We start from the raw sequence: 20,612 nt of genomic DNA on the forward strand, positions 1-20,612 counted from the left end.
CATGCCAAAATTTGCTGCCAATTTATCGATGATGTTTACCGAGCACTCGTTTCTGGATCGTTTTGATGCCGCTGCAGCGGCCGGATTTAAAGCGGTAGAGTTCCTGTTCCCTTATGATTATCCCGCCGATCTCCTGGCGGAGAAACTGCAACAGAATGGTTTACAGCAGGTGCTGTTCAACACCGCGCCGGGCGATGTGGGCGCAGGCGAATGGGGGCTGGCGGCGTTGCCGGGCCGCGAGCAGGATGCCCGTGCGGATATCGATCGCGCGCTGGAATATGCCATCGCCCTTAAGTGCCCTAGCGTTCACGTGATGGCTGGCGTAGTGCCACCAGGGGAAGATATTGCCCGCTATCGGGAAACCTTTATCAGCAATATCCGTTACGCCGCCGACGCCTTTGTCCCTCACGGCATCAAGGTGCTGATCGAAGCGCTCAGCCCACCGATCAAGCCTAACTACCTGTTCTCCAGCCAGCATCAGGCGGCGGAGCTGGTGGCCACCATCGATCGCCCGAACGTGTTTATTCAGTTCGACTTCTTCCACGCGCAGTTGGTGGACGGCAATATCGGCAATCTGATCGCGTCGCTGGCCGGGCGCTATGCCCATATCCAGATCGCCTCGGTGCCAGATCGTAATGAACCCGATGACGGTGAACTGAATTATCCCTGGCTATTCGCCCAACTGGACAAGGTGGGCTACCAAGGCTGGATCGGTTGTGAATATAAACCTCGTGGAGAAACGACAGCGGGTCTGGGTTGGGTGAAACCTTACCTGTAATCAAGAACTCGTAGCGCCAACACCAGTTTCAATAATATAAAAAATAAACGCACCCGTATCGCCCCAGGGCGATCGCGGTGCCGGACTCTTACCTGAATTAAAGGCTATGCTATGTCTCCAACTATGCTACTGATCATTGCCGTACTGGGTGTCGTACTGCTGCTATTGATGGTCATCAAGGCGAAGGTTCAGCCGTTTGTCGCCCTATTGGTCGTTAGTCTACTAGTCGCACTTGCCAGCGGGATCCCAACCGGCGAAGTCATGAAAGTGATGACCGCCGGTATGGGCGGTGTACTCGGCTCGGTGACCATTATCATCGGCCTGGGTGCCATGCTGGGTAGAATGATCGAACATTCGGGCGGCGCTGAATCTCTGGCGCAGCGTTTCAGCAAAGCGCTGGGGCCAAAGCGCACCATTGCTGCGCTAACCAGTGCCGCATTCGTCTTGGGCATTCCGGTGTTTTTCGACGTCGGCTTTATCATCCTGGCGCCGATCATCTATGGCTTTGCCAAAGTGGCAAAAGTCTCACCGTTGAAGTTTGGCTTGCCGATGGCCGGCGTGATGCTGACGGTCCACGTAGCTCTGCCACCACACCCAGGCCCGGTCGCGGCTGCGGGGCTGTTGAATGCCGATATCGGTTGGCTGACCATTATCGGCCTGGTCATCTGTATCCCGGTGGGCGTTATCGGTTACTTCGCGGCAAAATATCTCAACCGTAAAGCCTACCCCCTCTCCATTGAGGTGTTGGAACAGCTGCAACTGGCAGCCCCTGAGCCAGCACCTGAGGGCAAAGCCCCACTCAGCGATCGAATCAATCCTCCGAGTGCCGGGTTGATTACCGCGCTGATCGTTATTCCTATCGCCATCATTATGCTGGGCACCGTTTCTGCCACCTTGCTGCCACCAGGTTCAGCGCTGCGTGATGCCTTATCATTAATCGGCTCACCGGGCGTAGCGTTAATGATCGCCCTGGCGTTGGCCTTCTATCTGCTGGCAATCCGTCGTGGCTGGAGTCTGCAACACACCAGCGATGTGATGGGAGGGGCATTACCGACAGCGGCAGTGGTCATCATGGTTACCGGTGCAGGCGGGGTGTTTGGCAAGGTACTGGTTGAGTCTGGCGTGGGTAAAGCGCTGGCAGATGTGCTGACCACCATTGGTCTGCCATTGATCCCGGCGGCATTTATCATCTCGCTGGCACTGCGTGCCTCGCAGGGGTCGGCTACCGTTGCCATCCTGACGACCGGCGGGTTGCTGTCTGAAGCGGTTATCGGGCTTAACCCGCTGCAACTGGTGTTAGTCACGCTCGCCACCTGCTTTGGCGGCCTGGGGTTATCCCACGTTAACGACTCCGGCTTCTGGATCGTCACCAAATACCTTGGCCTGTCAGTGGCCGATGGTCTGAAAACCTGGACGGTATTAACCACCCTGCTTGGCCTCAGTGGTTTTGCGTTTACCTGGTTACTGTGGCTAGCGGTTTAATTGGCCGGTATTGCTAGAGCCAAAGCAGTTCGGCTACAGTGGTTATCTTTTGAGGCGTTGCTCCGGCAGCGCCTTTTCCCTTGTTCAGGAGGCTGAGCCATGACCACTCACACCGTTGCCCCCACCTTGATCACCGAGCGTCTGATCCTGGATGCCCACCGGCTGGAAGATTTTGATGATTTGGCCGCCATGTGGGCCGATCCTGCGGTAGTGCGCTATATCGGCAGCACGCCACGCGACAGGGAGGACAGCTGGGGACGCCTGCTGCGCTACATCGGCCACTGGCAATTGCTGGGTTATGGCTACTGGGCGGTGCGGGAGAAAAGCAGCGGCAGGTATATTGGCGGGATTGGCTTCGCGGATTTTCACCGTGATATCCAACCCGCACTCGACGTACCGGAAATGGGCTGGACGCTGGTCACCTCCGCGCATGGCAAAGGCTATGCCACCGAAGCCTTGAACGCCGCGCTGGTCTGGGCCAAAGAAAATTTCTCACAGGACAAAGTCGTGTGTATCATCTCGCCGGATAATCGCCCTTCGCTTGGCCTGGCGAAGAAAGTCGGCTTTGTGGCAAGCCACCGCAGCGAATACCACCAGTTGCCAACGGTGGTGTTATACCGACCGCTCTGAGTTCAAGATACCCTGGATAAAATTATCCCGTAGCGCATCAGGCCGCTGCGGGTTCCACGCCAGCCCAACCTGCCACTGCGTCTGCTCGCCGCTTAACGGCAGAATATCGACCCCGGCCGGGGCAATAAACGCAATGCTTTGCGGCAACAGCGCCACGCCTATCCCCGCGGCCACCAGCGCCAGCAAGGTCTGGATGTCCTCTGCCTGCTGCACCACGTTGGCCCGCAGCCCCTGAGCGGCAATAAAACGCAGCGCCTGCTCACTCAACCCTCGGCCACGCGAAGGTTCCAGCTGCAACAGAGGATAACGGTGGAAATCCGCCAGCAGGTTCTCCTCCTGCAATGCCATCGTTCGCGGCGCGGCCAGCACCAGCCGATCGTTCAACAAAGGCTGTACCTGCAAGGGAGCAACAACGGGCAAGCGTACAAATCCAGCCTGTAGATCGCCGCTTAGCAACAATTGGCATTGCCGTTCCGAAGGAAGATCCTCCAGGCCAACCACCACCGCCGGAAAGCGCTGACGAAATGCCGCCACCCACTGTGGTGCCAGATGAAAACTGGAAAGCCCAAAACCTAAGGCCAGACGCCCGGTTTCCCCCTTCACCACCTGCAACGCATACAGATGAAACTGCTCGTGTTGGCTCAATAATTCCCGCGCTCTGGGGAGCAGAGCTGCACCGTTGGCCGTCAGTTGAGCACCTTGGCGGCCCCGTTCAAACAGGCGGGTGCCCAGGTGTAGTTCGATGGCTTGAATTTGCTTACTCAGCGCTGGCTGAGTGATGCACAGCCGCTCGGCAGCCAGGTGATAGCGCCCCAGTTCGGCCAATGCGACAAAGGCGCGTAGTTGACGATTATCCATTCCAATAGGTTATCAAAAGAGGATTTTAATTGATTATACAGTAATCGATGCGGCTGCTGTAATTAGCGAACAAAAACCCCACAGGAGCTTGCTATGACCACGACCCTTCGTGCTGCGTCGGTACAATTTCAACACCGCGCCAACGACAAGAACTACAATCTCGGCGTTATGGAAAACTTTATCGTCCAGGCCGCCGCCGACAACGTACAGGTCCTCGCCTTCCCGGAAATGTGCATTACCGGTTATTGGCACGTACGCCATCTGGCCGACAGCGAAATTACCGCGCTGGCTGAGCCTATCGCCACCAGCCCCTCGCTGGCACGCATCCGCCCGCTGGCTGAACGGTATCGGATGGCCATCGGCGTTGGGTTGATTGAGCTGGGTGAAGACGGCCAACTGTACAACGCTTATGCGGTTTGCCTGCCGGATGGCCAAACCCATGTTCACCGCAAACTCCATCCTTTTGAACATCCACTCATCGTTAAAGGCGATAGTTATACCGTGTTTGATACCCCTTGGGGCGTACGCATGGGGATCCTGATCTGCTGGGACAACAACCTGGTGGAGAACGCCCGTGCCACCACGCTGTTGGGTGCCGATATCCTGTTCGCCCCTCACCAGACCGGGGGGACAAATTCACGCAGCCCGCACGGCATGAAGCCGATACCGCTGGCGCTATGGCAACAACGTAAAGAAAATCCGGCGGCGATCGAAGAGGCTTTTCGCGGCGAAACTGGCCGCGGTTGGCTGCTGCGTTGGCTACCCTCCCGCGCCCATGATAATGGCCTGTTTATTTTGTTCAGCAACGGCGTGGGACGCGACGATGATGAGGTGCGCACCGGCAATGCGATGCTGCTGGACCCTTATGGCCGTATCCTGTCAGAGACCTGGACGGCGCAGGATGCCATGGTCACCGCCGATCTGGATCTGGGCTTAATCCCCATGAGCAGCGGGCGGCGTTGGATCCATGGCCGTCGGCCAGAGCTCTATGGGCTGCTTACCGAGCCACAGGGATATGAGCGCGCTCCCCGTACGGCGCGTTTTTCATTGCAACCGACCACGGTTTTGGGCAAGCCAAATAAATCAATGGATTAATTACGCAGTCGGATGTCGGTTACCGGCAAAAAAAATCCGCCCCTAAAAGGCGGATTTTCATTGGGCATGACCAACCAGGCCACACGCTCATGCCCGAAGGCATGGGGAAATCTTAGAAGCGGTAACCTACGCCCACGTTCCAGGTGCCAACGTCAACGCTGCGGATACGGCTCTGCTCGTAACCCACGTCCAGAGCAACCTGTTGCATTGGGTTGAACTGCAGACCAGCACCGTAGCTGAAACCGTAGTCGCTGGTGTTGTTGTTGTTGTTGTTGTTACCGTTTTGAGCGTTGGAAGTGAATTTACCATAGCCCACACCGATCACACCGTAGATGCTCGCCCAATCGTTGAAACGATAAGCCGGGCCAGCAGTGATGGAGTTGTATTGTGCTTTGTTGTAGAAGCCGTCTTCAGAACCGTTCTTTTCCAGGTGGGTGAAAGAACCGATCACACCCAGTGGATTGTTGTCGAACTCGTAACGGTACTTCAGGTTGAAACCGTCGGCCTTGTTGGCAACGCCTTGGAGATCGCCCTGGGCATAGCCAGCTGACACGGTGCTCTCACCAGCAAATGCGGTACCTGCTGTTACGGCCAGTACACAAGCTGCTACTGCGGAAAGACATGCAATTTTTTTCATAACCACCTCAAACGCGTTTTATTATTAAAGTGCTTCAATTTCTCATACATTGAAAATATAGCAAAAATTAGCGTGAAACTCTGCCTTTAAATGAGTGTCTAAATCTTTGTATCGTGTAACAGAAGATTTCAAGAACACTATAGCACACTAATTTTACTGCATTTTTCGCGGATTTTACTCCTTTTTGTGACGTTAATCACCTACCCAAGTTACAGAATACTCTTAAAAAAAGCGCACTTATTGGTTGTTTGCACCCGGTTGGCGCATATTTTTGACCGATTCATCCCAGCCCCTCGTTTTTCGCCAACACCTTGCTGCCAATTCCTTTACACTGTGCAACACCTGTTCTCAATACCTTCCCAGGCGCTGGGGAGTTCCATAAGGCCAGAAAGGATGTCTTCGTCTGTAACCACTAAAGCGTCTTCCGCGCTGGTGCCCGTGTGTTTACTGATCATTGCAATGATCTCGATCCAGAGCGGGGCTTCATTAGCCAAAAGCCTGTTCCCGCTGGTGGGTGCCGAAGGCATCACCACCCTGCGCCTGAGCATCGGTACGCTGATCCTGTTTATCATTTTCCGCCCGTGGCGCATGCGCTTCGCCGCCGGTAGTCGGTTGCCATTGCTGATCTATGGTCTGTCACTGGGGGCGATGAACTACCTGTTTTATCTTTCATTACGCACGGTGCCGCTGGGCATTGCGGTGGCGTTGGAATTTACCGGCCCGCTGGCGGTAGCGATGTTCTCTTCCCGCCGCCCGATCGATTTTATCTGGGTGGCGCTGGCCATTGCCGGTTTGTGGTTCCTGCTGCCGCTTGGCCACGATATGGGCAGTATCGATCCCGTGGGGGCCGCCTGTGCGTTGGGTGCCGGTGCCTGCTGGGCGGTATACATTATTTTCGGCCAGAAGGCCGGGGGAGATCACGGGCCGGGCACGGTAGCCGTGGGATCGTTGATCGCCGCCATCGTGTTCTGCCCGATCGGTGCCTGGCAAGCCGGCAGCACGCTGTTGAACGTGGATATTCTACCGCTGGCATTGGCCGTCGCGGTGCTGTCTACCGCGTTGCCTTACTCGTTGGAAATTATCGCATTACCCAAGATCCCTGCCCGTACCTTTGGCACCCTGATGAGCCTGGAACCGGCAATGGCCGCCCTTTCCGGCATGATCTTCCTCAACGAACATCTTAACCAAACGCAATGGTTGGCATTGGCCGCCATCATTACCGCCTCCATGGGGGCCACGTTAACCATCAAACCCAAGCCACAGGTTGAAAGCCTCTCGTGATCCCGCTGGCGTCTGGTGGCAAATCCCCGGCGCCGCGTTCAAAAGATTGCATGATTGCAAGCCAGTTAACTTTTTTCCTGAACAATAATAGACATACTCAAAGCAGGTCTATTATATTTGGGAGAATCAGGATGATCTATGGCAGTTTGTACAACCCCCGCTTCGGACGCGGCCTCTCACCCGCTTTAGCCAATATCCTCAATACCGTGCGTCAGTATGATTTGCCTGGCCTGCCGTTAGGGCGGCATGAAATCGATGGCGATAGGGTGTTTATGAACGTGATGGAGCTGACGACGGAACCGGCGGAAAGCAAACGCGCCGAGCTCCACCAGGAGTATCTGGATATCCAGATCCTGATCGGCGGCGAAGAGCGGATCGATTTTGGCCTGCCAGACAGTTGGGACAGCAGCGATCCTTATGATGAAAGCAAAGATCTGCAATGGCTGGATATCAAACGTAACCCGCAAACCCTGAACCTGACGCCGGGCATGTATGTGATCTTCTTCCCGCTAGAGCCACACAAACCCGGCTGCCAGATAGCGGAGCCAAAAAACATCAAGAAAGTGGTGGTGAAAGTCCACTACGAACTGCTGTTGTAACCTTCCTGGAGCCGGTCTGCCGATCGGCTCAATAGCCTATTTTCCAGCCACCTCTGGCAAACTGGCCAAGAAAGCGGCCGTTTCTGCCGGAGAACGCAGTTGGATAAAACGGATATGGCGATTGGCTGCATCTTGCTGGTCTGCAAGATACCGCATACGATTCTTGCGGTAGGTTTTGATGGTCCACAGGATGATCGACTCACGGCTAAAGAAAGAGCGGCGAAAGCTCTCGCAATTGCCGGTGTCGGACCAAAGCTCAGTCTTGTGCCAAGCCCGCACCGATGCACGGCGAACCGCCTGCCACAGTGTGCGACAGAATCCGTAGTCAACCCAGACAACCCAGTCAACGTCCCGCCACTTCACGGCTTTGGTCCGGGTATAGTTGCCATCCAATACCCATCCCGTACGCGCTGATATCAACGCCTGTTCGACCAGTTGCAAGAACTCGTCATCTGAAGCATTTTGCCAGTTTGGCCGCCAGTAAAGCTTATCCATCTCGATATAGGGTACGGCCAGCTTTTGCGCCAATTGGCGGGCAACGGTGCTTTTACCGCTGCCGCTGGTGCCCACCACATTAATTTTCATGCTTTCCGTCGATATCCATTTTAACTGACTGATAGACACCTGATATTACAATAGGTCTGCTAAATTTCACTCATGAAGGTTTATAGAATATCGCCTTTATGGTCTATCAGACGCTACTGGCGCAGGGCCTGCGCATCCCGCAAGATGTGGCCGTCGTGGGTTACGACAATATGGTCGGCATTGGCGAGCTATTCTTACCGCCGCTCTCGACGGTACAACTACCGCATTACGAAATAGGTCGTCATGCTGCGCTGCATATTATCCAGGGCAAGACGCAGACCGATACGGTCAAAATACCCGCGCCCTTGCTCAACAGAGACTCGATCCATAGCAACCTGTGATTGTACAAAAAATAGTTCCGGCGCATACCCTGGAAATAATTGGCTATCAATATGAATTAATGGAAAAAACAAGCCCTATTTTAACGCCAAGAAACACCCTGCAATAATTGCACACTGAAATATCCCTCCAATCGGTGTTTATTATAAACCGGGGGTTCTTAACCTCCCCTCTAACATCTTGAAAAACGTTTATTATCAACACCTCATAAATCATAAAATATGCCAAACACCTTTCTGCGCAAAATAGCCAGTGGTTATTACCTATTTATTTAATCGCCCTTTTCGCCCTGAAAAATAAAATTAATCTGCTATAATTTCTCCCGTAACAAAATAGGATTACACCCATCAAGAAGAGGATATCTATATGAGTACCGCTAAACTGGTGAAAACGAAATCTTCTGACCTGTTGTACACCCGTAATGACGTGGATGAGCAAACCAAGCAGGCCGCAATCAAGGCGCTAAACCATCAGGTTGTGCAGTTTATCGATCTGTCGTTGATCACCAAGCAGGCGCATTGGAACATGCGTGGTGCCAATTTTATTGCCGTACATGAAATGCTCGATGGCTTCCGCACCGCCATCAACGACCATCAAGATACATTTGCCGAACGTATCGTACAGCTCGGTGGCGTAGCGCTGGGTACGGTACAGGTGGTGAATGACAAAACCCCGCTGAAAAGCTATCCGACCAATATTCACAGCGTGCAGGATCACCTGAAAGCGCTGGCCGATCGTTATGCAGCCGTCGCCAACGACATCCGCCAAGCCATCACGGAAGTTCCGGATGAAGACACCGCAGACATGTTCACCGCCGCATCGCGCGATCTGGACAAATTCTTGTGGTTTATCGAATCCAATATCGAATAACACCAGGCATCTTTGCGCGAAACAACGGGTTGTGGGCCTTGCCCCAGCCTGTTTTTTTATCTGCAAGCCGAGTTGTATAAAAAACAGGCTGGATTACACTGAAGATGATCCAATCGGAGTTGCAAACATTCACAGGTTAATAGTGAGGTGAGCATGGCAGGCGGATGGACAGCGGACGGCGCGGTGCAGGATCAAATTGACTCAACGGTAGATGATGCCGTGCAACGTGCTCGTCAGGCACTCGGCCACGGCGAAAGCGAACGCTATTGCCAGGAATGTGGCACAGAGATCCCCGAAGCCCGGCGTCTGGCGCTGCAAGGGGTGCGTTACTGTGTCAACTGTCAGGCGGAGATGGATAAAAAACAGGCTAGCAGCAGCCTGTTCAATCGTCGGGGCAGCAAAGACAGCCAGCTGCGTTAACCCTACTTCCCTTCCAAACACCTCAGTTTGCACCAAATGAAATCGGACTATGGCTATAAAGTTAGAGTTAGTTATCATTATTGATCGATAATTGTTAATTATCGGTTGTTTCCCGGCTATTGTTTAGTTGATGATAGCGCAGTTGCACCACCACGGGCGCGATGCACCATTTTGGTGCCCACCAATGGTGCATAAAAATTATAATTGGCTATGCAAACCCAACATCACAACACAACCCCTTGTTTTTATAATGATTGCAAACTTGGCACGATTCTTCCATAGCACAAAATGCAACATAAAAAATGGGTAATCCGCAACCTGTACAGGAATTCCTCTCATGAAGTCTATTTTTAAAGTTTCCCTGGCCGCACTTTCCCTGGCCTTCGCCGTTAGCTCTCACGCTGCTGACAAGCTGGTTGTCGCCACGGACACCGCTTTCGTGCCGTTTGAATTCAAACAAGGTGACCAATACGTCGGTTTCGATATCGACTTGTGGGCGGCGATTGCCAAAGAGCTGAAGCTGGATTACACCCTGAAGCCAATGGACTTTAGCGGCATCATTCCTGCGCTGCAAACCAAGAACGTCGATCTGGCGCTGGCCGGTATCACCATTACCGACGAACGCAAAAAAGCGATCGACTTCTCCGATGGCTACTACAAAAGCGGTCTGCTGGTGATGGTCAACGCTAACAACGACAGCGTGAAAGGCATTCAGGATCTGGATGGCAAAGTGGTGGCAGTGAAGAGTGGCACCGGCTCGGTGGATTACGCCAAGCAGCACATCAAAACCAAAGATCTGCGCCAGTTCCCGAACATCGACAACGCCTATATGGAACTGGGCACCAAGCGTGCTGACGCCGTGCTGCACGATACGCCAAACATCCTGTACTTCATCAAAACCGCAGGTGCTGGCAAGTTCAAAACCGTAGGCGAATCCCTAGAAGCCCAGCAGTATGGCATCGCCTTCCCGAAAGGCAGCGACGAGCTGCGTGAAAAGGTCAACGGCGCGCTGAAAACGCTGCGCGACAACGGGACTTACAACGAAATCTACAAAAAATGGTTTGGTACCGAACCTAAGTAATTGATGAAGTTAATAAGCCAATAAGTTATTAATTGAGCACAGGGGAGGTGTACCCGCCCCCTGTGCTTTGTTGTTTATTGATCCCCTTGCTTGGGATCACCGGGAGATAACACTATGCAATTCGACTGGAGCGCCATTTGGCCCGCCATCCCAATTTTGTTAGAAGGCGCCAAGATGACCCTGTGGATTTCGGTCCTCGGTCTGATTGGTGGCCTGATCATCGGCCTGGTTGCCGGTTTCGCCCGCACCTATGGCGGCTGGATCGCCAACCATGTGGCACTGGTATTCATTGAAGTGATCCGCGGTACGCCGATTGTGGTACAGGTGATGTTTATCTACTTCGCCCTGCCCATGGCCTTTAGCGATTTCCGCATCGATCCTTTCACCGCCGCCGTGGTCACCATCATGATCAACTCGGGCGCCTACATTGCGGAAATTACCCGTGGTGCGGTGTTGTCGATCCACAGCGGTTTCCGTGAGGCCGGGCTGGCGCTGGGGCTGTCACGCCGCGAGACCATCCGCTATGTGATCATGCCGCTGGCACTGCGCCGTATGCTGCCGCCACTGGGTAACCAATGGATCATCAGCATCAAGGATACTTCGCTGTTCATCGTGATCGGGGTAGCGGAACTGACCCGACAGGGGCAGGAAATCATTGCCGGTAACTTCCGCGCGCTGGAAATCTGGAGCGCCGTTGCGGTGGTGTACCTGATTATTACCCTGATGCTTAGCTTCGTGCTGCGTCGTCTGGAAAGAAGGATGAAAATCCTGTGATTGAATTTAACAACGTCTCCAAGCACTTCGGCCAGACCCAGGTGCTGCACAATATCGACCTGAACATCAAACAAGGTGAAGTGGTGGTGATCATCGGGCCTTCTGGTTCCGGTAAATCAACCCTGCTGCGCTGCATCAACAAGCTGGAAGAGATCACCAGCGGTGAACTGGTAGTCGACGGCCTGAGGGTGAACGATCCGAAGGTGGACGACCGCCTGATCCGTCAGGAAGCCGGTATGGTGTTCCAACAGTTCTACCTGTTCCCGCACCTGACGGCGCTGGAAAACGTCGCCTTTGGCCCGATCCGCGTACGGGGTATGAAGAAGGCAGAAGCCGAGAAGCATGCGCGCGTGCTGTTAGCCAAGGTGGGCCTGGCCGAACGTGCTCACCACTACCCTTCCGAGCTTTCGGGTGGGCAGCAGCAACGTGTAGCTATTGCCCGGGCGTTGGCGGTGAAGCCTAAAATGATGCTGTTCGATGAGCCAACCTCGGCGCTCGATCCGGAATTGCGTCACGAGGTGCTGAAGGTCATGCAGGATTTGGCCGAAGAAGGCATGACGATGGTAATCGTGACTCACGAAGTCGGCTTTGCCGAAAAAGTGGCCTCACGCCTGATCTTTATCGACAAAGGCCGGATCGCCGAAGATGGCAACCCTCATGACCTGATCAACAACCCGCCAAGCCCACGCCTGCGCGAGTTCTTGCAGCACGTTTCCTGAAGCAACATAAAAAGCCCCGTAAGGGGCTTTTTATTGATGGCAATGTTGCTCAATCACATGCTCGCTCGCTGCGCCCGTTTAACAGTATGCAACTTTACAGGGCCTCAGTGGATCACATCGCTCTGTTTTACCGAGGTAAACGCCTGCATCAGCTTGACCACGTCCTGCATACCCACATTGACCTGATTGATCACCTCACCGGCATCCTTGGCCAGCGCCACGCCGCCGCCCGCCTGCTCCACACAGGTCACCATCTTGTTGATCGCCGCCGTTACCCCTTGCTGAATGGTTTTGGTGACTTGCTCAATCTCGCTGGCGGCTTTACGGGACTGCTCGGCCAAGGTACGCACCTCATTAGCCACTACCGAGAAACCGCGCCCATGCTCACCCGCATGCGCCGCTTCGATCGAGGCGTTAATCGCCAGTAGATTGGTCTGGGCGGCAATTTTGCGGATCGCCTCAACCATATTGCCAATCTGTTGCGAACAGCGCCCCAGGTCGCTGACCACGTCCGAGGTCTGCCGCGCGGCCACCTCTACCTGCTGCATGCCCTGCACCGCCTGCTGAACAATGATCGCCCCTTGAGCAGCGGTTTTATCGGTCCCCATGGAGAGATGGTGGACATTTCGCACCATTTCCTCTTCATGCTGCTGTTGGAAAGTCTGGCGGGTGATGTCCTGGGCGATTTTCACCACCTTTAATACCCGCCCTTCATTGTCGATGATTGGGTTATAGCTGGCCTCCAGCCATACTCGCTCCCCACGCCGGTTGATGCGCTCGAAACGCCCGGTCAAAAACTCCCCCTGGGCCAGCCGTTGCCAATGCTGATGATATTCGTCAGAGTCGGCGAACTCCGGCGTACAAAGTATGCTGTGCGCCTGGCCGCGTGCCTCTTCCAGCCGATAGCCCATCAGATCGAGCATATTGTCGTTGGCATCCAGAATAATGCCGGTTGGCGAGAAGGTGATCATCGCCATTGAGCGATTCAGCGCCGTTAACAGACTCTGATGCTCCTGGGCCTGAGTGATACGGCTGGTCACCTCGCTGGCGATCTTGATGATCTCCACCACCTCACCGTGCTTATTTAACACCGGGGTATAAGTTCCCTGCAGCCAGACCACTTCACCGTCCTTGCGAATACGCCTGATATTATCGGTAATGGACTCGCCGCTATTTAACCTTTGCCAATGCCGCTGATAGGCCGGGCTGGCGACATAGCTTTGATCGCAGAAAATACGATGATGCTGACCAATGACTTCCTGGCGCTCAAACCCCATAGTTTGCAAGAACAGATCGTTGGCACGTAATACAGTGCCGTCGGGTTTAAATACGATCATCGCTACCGCATCTTCAATGGCGTCCAATTCGGCACGCCACGGGCTGCTTGTCTGACGGAGGTTTAAAAACATCGGGTGAATCCTTCTGGCAGATGGAGTTAACGGCAAGCACTCTCTATTTTTTCTGCATCTATTGCTCGCCAGTAAGCGCGCTATCGCCCTGAACATTGCGCACGACAATGCTCCAGATTAACTGGATAAAAACGGTTGTTAAGCTAGGTAATTATTGTTTTTTTAACTAATTATAAACTTGGGATTTTATTAACAGTATTGAGGATAACGCAAGCCAGACAGAATGAAAGGAATGACAGAATAAATAATCGTTGCCAGCCCGATCGCTGGCAACGGTCGGGCAATTACTGCCAGCGCTCTGCCGCCCAGGCGGCTTGCTGTTCGGCATCAAGGAAGGTCCAGGCCACAAAGCGGCTAATCTTCTGCCCCTGTGCCATTTCGATGGTGCGCACCTCCGCGGCCCCGGCCTGCTTGAGCGCATAGTAAATGGCAGGCAGCGTGGTGTTTTTCGAGATCAGCGAGGTGAACCACAGGCAGTTCTTCGCTTTGCCGACGCTCTCTTCCACCATCTTGCGCACAAAGGCCTCTTCACCTCCTTCGCACCACAGTTCGTTGTTCTTGCCACCGAAGTTCTGTACCGGCTTTTCTGCTACATTCCCTTTGCCCAACTTATGCAACTTGAGGCGGGTGCTGGCGCGCGCTTCCTGCTCGGAACCGTGGAACGGTGGGTTACATAAGGTGGCATCGAAGCGCTCGGCAACGCCGATAATGCCGTTGAAGATACACTCCAGCTGTTTCTGCTGGCGCAGGCGCACGGTATTTTTTAACGTCGGGTTCATGGCCACAATCATCTTGGCAGCCCCCAGCGAGACCGGATCGGTTTCCGAGCCGGTAAAGCGCCAGCCATATTCGCGCTGGCCGATGATCGGGTAAATACAGTTGGCCCCCACGCCGATATCCAGGATCGCCACGCCTTTACCACGCGGGATCTCACCGCCGTTGCTGGTCGCCAGCAGATCGGCCAGGTGATGCAGATAATCGGCACGACCCGGGATCGGTGGGCAAAGATAGTCGGCCGGGATATCCCAATGTTCGATGCCGTAAAAGTGCATCAGCAAGGCACGGTTGAGCATTTTCACCGCGGCAGGATCGGCGAAATCCACCGAGATATCGCCCCAGGCGTTGGGCTTCACAAAGGGTTCCAATCCCGGGCAGGTGGCGATCAAGGTAGGGAAATCATAGCGTGAGCGATGGCGATTGCGCGGATGCAGGCCGCTTTTCTGCTGCGGGAAACTTTTCTTTTTTTCCACCGTGACGGGCTCTCTGAAAGGGTTTTCTGGCGCGTAAGATAGCATAAAGCCCGGCGAGGCGCTTGCCGCTGAGGTGAAATGCGCCAAAATGGTAGGATTACGGGAGCGGTGCAACGCCCCTCACCCTAACCCTCTCCCCAAGGAGAGGGGACCGATCGAGTTGGCTTGAAGTTAGAGTGACTCACCTTAGATGAGGGGGGAGATCGAGTTTGCTGAGGCTACTTCTTTACTTCCAAACGAGCAGGGGCTATCAGCTCCCTCTCCCTGTGGGAGAGAGTTGGGGTGAGGGGACAAGCTGGCTGCGCTGTGCCCAGTAGGCCAGCAGGTGCAGGCTGGCAGAGTAGTAATCCTCATCGGGTGCCAGGCGATCTTTCAGCGGCCCCCGATCTCCCACCGTCAGATCCCTGACCGCCCTCATTCCCGGGCTTTGATTATACTCGGAGCGCTGGCCGCTAAGCACATCCAGCCAGGCCGGTGTCGCCCGGCGATCAAAGCCGCGCCAAAAGCTGGCAAAGGGACTCAGTGACAGGCTGTCGGCCTTGTCCCAATAGAGATAGAGCGGAACCCGCACCGCATCAAACCCAAATCGCGGCGCCCAGTCGCTGGCCGGAGCCATTTGCCCATTGGCCTGTAGCGTGACCCAGTCGCTGGGCAGATGCTGTTTGCCAAAGCGCATTCTGCTGACCATGGTCATGCTATCGTCGATGAGCTTTTTCCACACCGGCAAATGGCTTTCCTGGTAAAATGCGTGCCAGGCGGGAAAGATAAAATAGGAAGGATTAACGATCACCGAACCGCTCTGCCTGAAACCGCTAGCACCAGGCAACATCACTCGATAACCGGCGTAGTCGATCACGGTATGTTTGAGCAGGGCTTGCTGTATCTGCGCCGAGGAGGCTAGGTAGGCAGGCACATTCCAGCGTTTCCCCGCCTCCAACAAGGCCCAGGCGATTAGGATATCGCCATCGGTGGCATTGTTTTTATCGGCTATCGGCACGGTCTTCTCCGGCTCATAGCGCCAGGAAAACAGGCCGAGATCCTGGCGATACAGGGTGTTGCGGGTCCATTGCCAGAGGTTGTCAAATGCGGGACGGTCGTTATTGTGGACCGCCAACAGCATGGCAAAACCTTGCCCTTCGGTATGGCTGACGTTGTTATTGCCGGTATCGACAATCCGCCCGTCAGCTAATAGAAAACGCTGTTTGTATTGCGCCCAACCGCTGTCGGCAGCTTCGGCACCAAGGGACAGCACCAACCCCAGCCAAAGCAGGAATACGCGGAGCCTACCAAACCTGCTTTTCATCATCATATTTACCTTCGCTGCTCGGTTCTATAGCAAAAGACCAGGGTGTTATCCTTGGCCGGGCTGCGCCAGCGCAGGGAAACATGCGGTTCACCGCCCTGAGCCAGCAACCAGGCGTCATATGCCCCCTCGAGTACCGTGGCAAAAGAGAGTGCCCAGACGTCCTCGTTGGCCGGATCGGCACTGTGCGGGTAAGCATAATGGGTCAGGATCATCTGTTCGCCACTCGCCTCAATCTGCACCCTGCCCCAGTCAAACTGACGTAGCAGGGTATTGAGGGCATCCTCCAACTCGCCCAGCGTTTCCACCTCCGGCAACGGCTGCTTCTTCGCCAGGTTGCTGCCCATCAAGCGCAGAAAATCCCGGCTGTCCGTATCATCGGCAGAAGCCAGAATGCCGGAGAACACCACTTCGATCAGATCCTGCCAACCCGCCTTAAACTGACGCTGGCGATAATAATCAAGCTCATACCAGGTAGTGTTAATATCTTGCATGGTTATTTTCCATCTAACAGATATTTAAAATAGAGCAAAGCCGTGCTCTCGGAATAGCTGCCGAAAGTGTCATAACCCAACTGCCCCCCAACCAACACGCTTGGCGTGACCTTATAGGTTCCCCCCGCCTTCAGGCTGTAGCCAATGCCACTCTTGTCTTCGCTGGCATATCTGGCCTCTTTGCCGTAACCCTGGCCGACCAGACTTTCCAACTGAGACTGGAGATCCGGATCGTTCGGGTAATACAGGCTTTCCTGATTGTTATAGGTCTGATAGCCGACGTTGCCGCCCAGAATATAGGTGAAGTTATCCTGTGTTTTGGTGTATTCCACCGGCAGCGAGATGCTGAGATAGTCCTGCGGGCTGAAGTAACCCCCTTGGCCGTAGCTGAAGTAGCTGAGGTTTTTGTCAAAATCCATATAGTTGACGTTAACGCCCACCTTCAGCTCGCTATCATCATCCTTATAAGGGCGGATGTAGGCTCCCAGGATACCGGTTACGCTATGGTTATCGGCCACGTTATCACCCATGTAGCTGTAATACCCCGCGCCACCGTAAGCTCCGAGCACGCCATCATCGTAGCCAAGATTGACGCCACCGCCGTTTTTGGTCACCGCCCCCCATTTCTTGCCGGTGATGGTATCTTCGGTCCCGACATAAGAGAGCAGGCTATCTTTTACCGCGCGGCGTTCAAGCGTCACATCCAGCGTTGAATGCTCGGTCAGCCTGGGCGACCATTTCACCCCACCCACTACCGAGCTGATGCTGCTGCCCATCGGCGTACTGCCCACGTCCAGCTTATAGCTGTCACCGCTTAATGCTAACGCCAGCTCTACTCCGGTATCTTGCTGCTGACCCGGTGAATCGGCATAGATATCGTTCGGGCCAAAGGTCTTCGGCTGTGTCACCAGGCCAGCCAGCGTCTGCCTTTCGGCAAAGGCCTGATCCTGCGCCACCGTTGCGGCAGCACACTCTGGCGAGGTGGCGTCAATCGAACACAGGCTATCGCGGGTAGCATGCAGTTGCTGATAACGCAGATCGGCGGCCTGCGCGGCAGCAATCGAGGTCTGTGAAGCAACGACGGAGGCCTGAGTCGCGGCCTCGATAGCCCTGGCCTGTTGCAACGCCCCGGTACCAAAGCGGCTGTTGGCACTGTCGGATGGCGTACCGGATTTCAGCATCACCGGCGTCACATCAACACTGAGCCTGCCATTATCGAACGGCATGCCTGACAGGGTGATCGGGCTTCTCACTTCCGTGATGTTACTCAGGCCGTTTTCACCACTGCTGTTATCGCGTAGCGAAATATTCCCCTGAACCCAGGTGGCGGTCTTGCCCTGCACCTCGTCCATCAACTTATCAATCTGCTGCAAGGTCGGGTCTTTCACCACCGCAGCTGGAGCGCGGGCGTAACCCGGGGCGGCAACCTGCCAAGGCAGCACCTCACCGTAAGCCGAGGAAGAGGTATTCACGCTCGACGACGCCGTGCTCTGCGCGGCAAACGGGTTATCTGCCAGCCGCAAACCGCCAATCACTGCCGGCCCCCCGCCTGGCGCACCGGTTACGCCATTGACCCGGTTTTTCGCCTCGCGCAAAAACACCATCGCCTGTGGATAGTTACCGTCCGCTTGAGCCACGCGCGCCGCCAGCAGCAACTGATCCGGCGTTTTAAGCGCAGGCAAGCCGCGCAGCAACTGTTTGGCTCGATCAACATCGCCATCGGACAATGCGACCCCAACGGCGCCTTCGCGCGCCCCCTGGTTCAGGCTGTCACGGCTGAGCAGGTAGTTGTAAACCTGCCCGGCCTCTTTGTTCATATTGCCAGACTGATAGAGACGCCCCATCGCCAGCATGATATCGGTATTTTGCGGATCGTTTTGCAGCGCGCCGATCAGCTTGTCATACGCGGCGCTGTACTGCCCCTGTAAACGCAGTTTATCCGCCTCATTGATCACGCTGCCGTTGCGCAGTTGGCCAATCTCGCGGGTTGAACTGCGCGCCCGCAACGCCGGGTTATTCAGCCAAGCATCGGCTTCCAGGCTTAATCCGGCCTGATTGAGCACCGCGATCTGGGCCGCGTAATCACCCGCATTGCCTTTAACCCCCAGGCGCATGTTGTCACGCACCAGTTGCACCGCCGTTGAGGTATCCCCCACCGTCATCAAATCTTTCGCCAGTTCCCCAAGGGCTGCGGGTTCCGTAGGCGGTTTTTGCGCCAACTGCCGCAAGATAACTGCCGCGCTGGCCGTATTGCCCTGACGAAGATAGTTCTCTGCGCTGGCTCGCTGCCGGTTGGCCGACGCGGTGGCCGCCAATGTCCGCATGCTGCTGTTCTGCCTCCCTTGCGGGATACGCGCCATCAGGGTGGAAACGTTCAGCCAGTCATTGCGTTCTGAGGCAAACAGCGCTGCCGCGTACAGGCTGTCTGGCGAAGCGCCAACCTGCATCAGCGGAGAGATCAGGGTTTGCGCCTGCAACTCTTGGCCCTGTTTGTTCAGGATGCGCGCCATATCCAGCCGCACCCAAACGTTGGAGGGCTGCTTTTCCAGGGCCTGTTGCAGGATCATCATCGCACGCTGCGGATCGCCATTCTGCATGGCGGCCTCAGCCTGCCGGCGCTGGGGATCGACATTCACCCCTACCACCGCCTGCGGGACTTTAGGCCGTTGATCGGCGGGAATTGTTTGCAGTATCTGCGCAGCTTGCGGGCCTTTGTCACGCTGTTGCTGCAACAGATAATACAGCCCCAGCCTGGCATCATTATTCTGCGGATTTTGCGTCAGCAAGCCGCGATACATCTGCTCGGAAGCGGTGAAATCTCCTTTCTTACGAGCCAGATCGGCCCGGAACAGCGTCGCCGCGTTGCCTTTATCCCCTGTGGCACGGCTCAGGGGCGCACTGATCGCCAGGGCTTCATCCAATTGCCCTGCGTTGGCAGCCTGCTTGGCTTTGTCCAGTGTCGCGTAAAACGCCGCTTCCTGAGCCAACGCTCCCCACTGCGCACTCTGTGGGCCGCCCTGTTTTGCCGCCTGGGTGAGGTAGTTTTCTGCCTGCGCAAAATCGCCACTGCGCATCGCCGTAAATCCCATCCCTGCCAGAGCATCCGCATCGTTCGGGTTGCTGGCCAGGATAGCGGCAAACTGATCCTTGGCGCCGCCCAGATCCCCTTTATTCAGTTCGGAGAACCCAATGCCTTTGGCCGAGCCGGCAATATTCTGCTGATAATAGGCCGCCACAGCCTTGTCCGCCGGGTGACGTTGCTGATAGGCATCATACAGCGGCTTGTCCGCCGGTTGCGGTGCCAGCCACAGCAGCGCCTGTTTCAACGCCTGATCCGCCTCATTATTGCTTGGGGCCATTGCTGCCAACATATCGATCCCCTCGCGGCGGGTCGATTCCTGATAGGTCAGCACCTTGCCCAGCACCACGCGGGTTTGTGTGTCATTGGGCTGAATGGCCAGCCTCTGTTTGAGGCCGTCAATCGCCTCCTGCCTGCCCGCCGGTGACCCCGCCAGGGTGAGGTAATACTCATTGGCAAGGTTATCGATCGGTGTCTTGCCGTTGAACACCGTCTGATAGGCCGCAGCCGCCTGGGCAAACTCCCCCTTGGCCGCCAACTGCCGAGCCTGTGCTAACAGATTCTTGGAAACCGACGGAGCGGCTTCGGTGTTACTCAACGCCTGGAGACGAGGATCGTTAGGCGCGACGGCGCTCAGTTTTTTGCGCCAGATTTCGGCCTTGGCCTTATCCCCGCCCTGCATGGCATACAGGGATAGCAGATACATTGCCTCGGCGTTGTTCTCGTCGATCAGCAGGACTTTCTGCAACGCCCCCTGGGCCAGCTCGTCATGCGATTTGTCATGCCAGTAAGCCGCCTGTTGAAACAGGGCTTTCAGCGCCGGGTTATTGTCATCCGCCAACGCTGACACCGAAAAAATCGTCAGCCCGGCCAGAGAGACCCAATACAGTTTCTTTTTCAGCAATAGGTTCATTGGTGGCTCCTGTCTA

At 55.3% G+C, this 20,612-nt stretch carries 19 protein-coding genes and 1 pseudogene; 12 read left to right on the plus strand and 8 right to left on the minus strand.

Annotation, left to right across the window (positions count from 1 at the left end; translation table 11 throughout):
• The first annotated feature begins 1 nt into the window (after position 1).
• The 3 genes from ABIE29_RS11490 (at position 2) to ABIE29_RS11500 (ending at position 2,890) form a co-directional block, all read left to right on the plus strand.
• Positions 2-778, plus strand: a complete 777-nt coding sequence (locus ABIE29_RS11490; protein WP_429618890.1) for an HPr family phosphocarrier protein — start codon at positions 2-4, stop codon at positions 776-778.
• Positions 779-889: 111 nt separating this feature from the next.
• Entirely contained in the window at positions 890-2,260 is a 1,371-nt protein-coding gene (locus tag ABIE29_RS11495; protein ID WP_429618892.1) for a GntP family transporter, read from the plus strand.
• Between the two features lie 99 nt (positions 2,261-2,359).
• A complete protein-coding gene (locus ABIE29_RS11500) occupies positions 2,360-2,890 on the plus strand; it encodes a GNAT family N-acetyltransferase (protein WP_429618893.1) in 531 nt (176 codons plus the stop codon).
• On the opposite strand, the gene ABIE29_RS11505 is transcribed toward ABIE29_RS11500, so the two are convergent.
• Complete coding sequence (locus tag ABIE29_RS11505; protein ID WP_429618894.1) at positions 2,873-3,748, minus strand: LysR family transcriptional regulator; 876 nt, start codon at positions 3,746-3,748, stop codon at positions 2,873-2,875. The two genes, ABIE29_RS11500 and ABIE29_RS11505, sit on opposite strands and share 18 nt — an antisense overlap.
• Before the next feature lie 93 nt (positions 3,749-3,841).
• Here ABIE29_RS11505 and ABIE29_RS11510 point away from each other — a divergent pair, with 93 nt between their 5' ends.
• Positions 3,842-4,843: a nitrilase family protein gene (locus ABIE29_RS11510; protein WP_429618896.1), complete on the plus strand. Its 1,002-nt coding sequence runs from the start codon at positions 3,842-3,844 to the stop codon at positions 4,841-4,843.
• A 112-nt stretch (positions 4,844-4,955) separates the two neighbouring features.
• On the opposite strand, the gene ompX is transcribed toward ABIE29_RS11510, so the two are convergent.
• Positions 4,956-5,480 carry an outer membrane protein OmpX gene (ompX, locus tag ABIE29_RS11515; protein WP_429618897.1) on the minus strand — a complete coding sequence of 175 codons (525 nt, stop codon included), beginning with the start codon at positions 5,478-5,480 and terminating at the stop codon, positions 4,956-4,958.
• A gap of 393 nt (positions 5,481-5,873) precedes the next feature.
• Here ompX and rhtA point away from each other — a divergent pair, with 393 nt between their 5' ends.
• Entirely contained in the window at positions 5,874-6,761 is an 888-nt protein-coding gene (gene rhtA, locus ABIE29_RS11520) for a threonine/homoserine exporter RhtA (protein WP_429618898.1), read from the plus strand.
• A gap of 131 nt (positions 6,762-6,892) precedes the next feature.
• Entirely contained in the window at positions 6,893-7,360 is a 468-nt protein-coding gene (nanQ, locus tag ABIE29_RS11525; protein ID WP_429618899.1) for an N-acetylneuraminate anomerase, read from the plus strand.
• 36 nt (positions 7,361-7,396) lie between these two features.
• On the opposite strand, the gene ABIE29_RS11530 is transcribed toward nanQ, so the two are convergent.
• A complete protein-coding gene (locus ABIE29_RS11530; RefSeq protein ID WP_429618901.1) occupies positions 7,397-7,945 on the minus strand; it encodes a (d)CMP kinase in 549 nt (182 codons plus the stop codon).
• Between the two features lie 89 nt (positions 7,946-8,034).
• Between ABIE29_RS11530 and ABIE29_RS11535 the strand changes: the two are divergent.
• From ABIE29_RS11535 to glnQ, 6 genes and pseudogenes are all read left to right on the plus strand, one after another.
• Positions 8,035-8,286: pseudogene (locus ABIE29_RS11535) on the plus strand (substrate-binding domain-containing protein); the annotation flags it as partial.
• A gap of 364 nt (positions 8,287-8,650) precedes the next feature.
• Positions 8,651-9,154: a DNA starvation/stationary phase protection protein Dps gene (dps, locus tag ABIE29_RS11540; RefSeq protein WP_429618902.1), complete on the plus strand. Its 504-nt coding sequence runs from the start codon at positions 8,651-8,653 to the stop codon at positions 9,152-9,154.
• A 153-nt stretch (positions 9,155-9,307) separates the two neighbouring features.
• Entirely contained in the window at positions 9,308-9,574 is a 267-nt protein-coding gene (locus ABIE29_RS11545; RefSeq protein ID WP_429618903.1) for a DksA/TraR family C4-type zinc finger protein, read from the plus strand.
• Between the two features lie 337 nt (positions 9,575-9,911).
• The gene (gene glnH, locus ABIE29_RS11550) at positions 9,912-10,655 is read left to right on the plus strand and encodes a glutamine ABC transporter substrate-binding protein GlnH (protein ID WP_429618905.1); all 744 of its coding nucleotides are present in this window, start codon (positions 9,912-9,914) and stop codon (positions 10,653-10,655) included.
• A 114-nt stretch (positions 10,656-10,769) separates the two neighbouring features.
• The gene (glnP, locus tag ABIE29_RS11555; RefSeq protein ID WP_021805129.1) at positions 10,770-11,429 is read left to right on the plus strand and encodes a glutamine ABC transporter permease GlnP; all 660 of its coding nucleotides are present in this window, start codon (positions 10,770-10,772) and stop codon (positions 11,427-11,429) included.
• Positions 11,426-12,148, plus strand: coding sequence for a glutamine ABC transporter ATP-binding protein GlnQ (gene glnQ, locus ABIE29_RS11560; RefSeq protein WP_429618906.1), 723 nt, complete (start codon positions 11,426-11,428; stop codon positions 12,146-12,148). The genes glnP and glnQ overlap by 4 nt, the downstream gene beginning before the upstream one ends.
• A gap of 104 nt (positions 12,149-12,252) precedes the next feature.
• On the opposite strand, the gene ABIE29_RS11565 is transcribed toward glnQ, so the two are convergent.
• The 5 genes from ABIE29_RS11565 to ABIE29_RS11585 form a co-directional block, all read right to left on the minus strand.
• On the minus strand, positions 12,253-13,557 hold the full coding sequence (locus ABIE29_RS11565; RefSeq protein WP_429618908.1) for a methyl-accepting chemotaxis protein: 1,305 nt from the start codon (positions 13,555-13,557) through the stop codon (positions 12,253-12,255).
• A 284-nt stretch (positions 13,558-13,841) separates the two neighbouring features.
• Positions 13,842-14,807, minus strand: coding sequence for a 23S rRNA (adenine(1618)-N(6))-methyltransferase RlmF (rlmF, locus tag ABIE29_RS11570; RefSeq protein WP_429618909.1), 966 nt, complete (start codon positions 14,805-14,807; stop codon positions 13,842-13,844).
• Between the two features lie 250 nt (positions 14,808-15,057).
• Positions 15,058-16,113 (minus strand): glycosyl hydrolase family 8, encoded by a 1,056-nt coding sequence (locus tag ABIE29_RS11575; protein WP_429619067.1) that lies wholly within the window; start codon positions 16,111-16,113, stop codon positions 15,058-15,060.
• Between the two features lie 5 nt (positions 16,114-16,118).
• Complete coding sequence (gene bcsD, locus ABIE29_RS11580; protein WP_429618910.1) at positions 16,119-16,604, minus strand: cellulose biosynthesis protein BcsD; 486 nt, start codon at positions 16,602-16,604, stop codon at positions 16,119-16,121.
• A gap of 2 nt (positions 16,605-16,606) precedes the next feature.
• A complete protein-coding gene (locus ABIE29_RS11585) occupies positions 16,607-20,596 on the minus strand; it encodes a cellulose synthase subunit BcsC-related outer membrane protein (RefSeq protein WP_429618911.1) in 3,990 nt (1,329 codons plus the stop codon).
• Positions 20,597-20,612: the final 16 nt, after the last annotated feature.

The sequence above is a fragment of the Serratia sp. 2723 genome, assembly GCF_050434425.1.
Classification (GTDB): domain Bacteria; phylum Pseudomonadota; class Gammaproteobacteria; order Enterobacterales; family Enterobacteriaceae; genus Chania.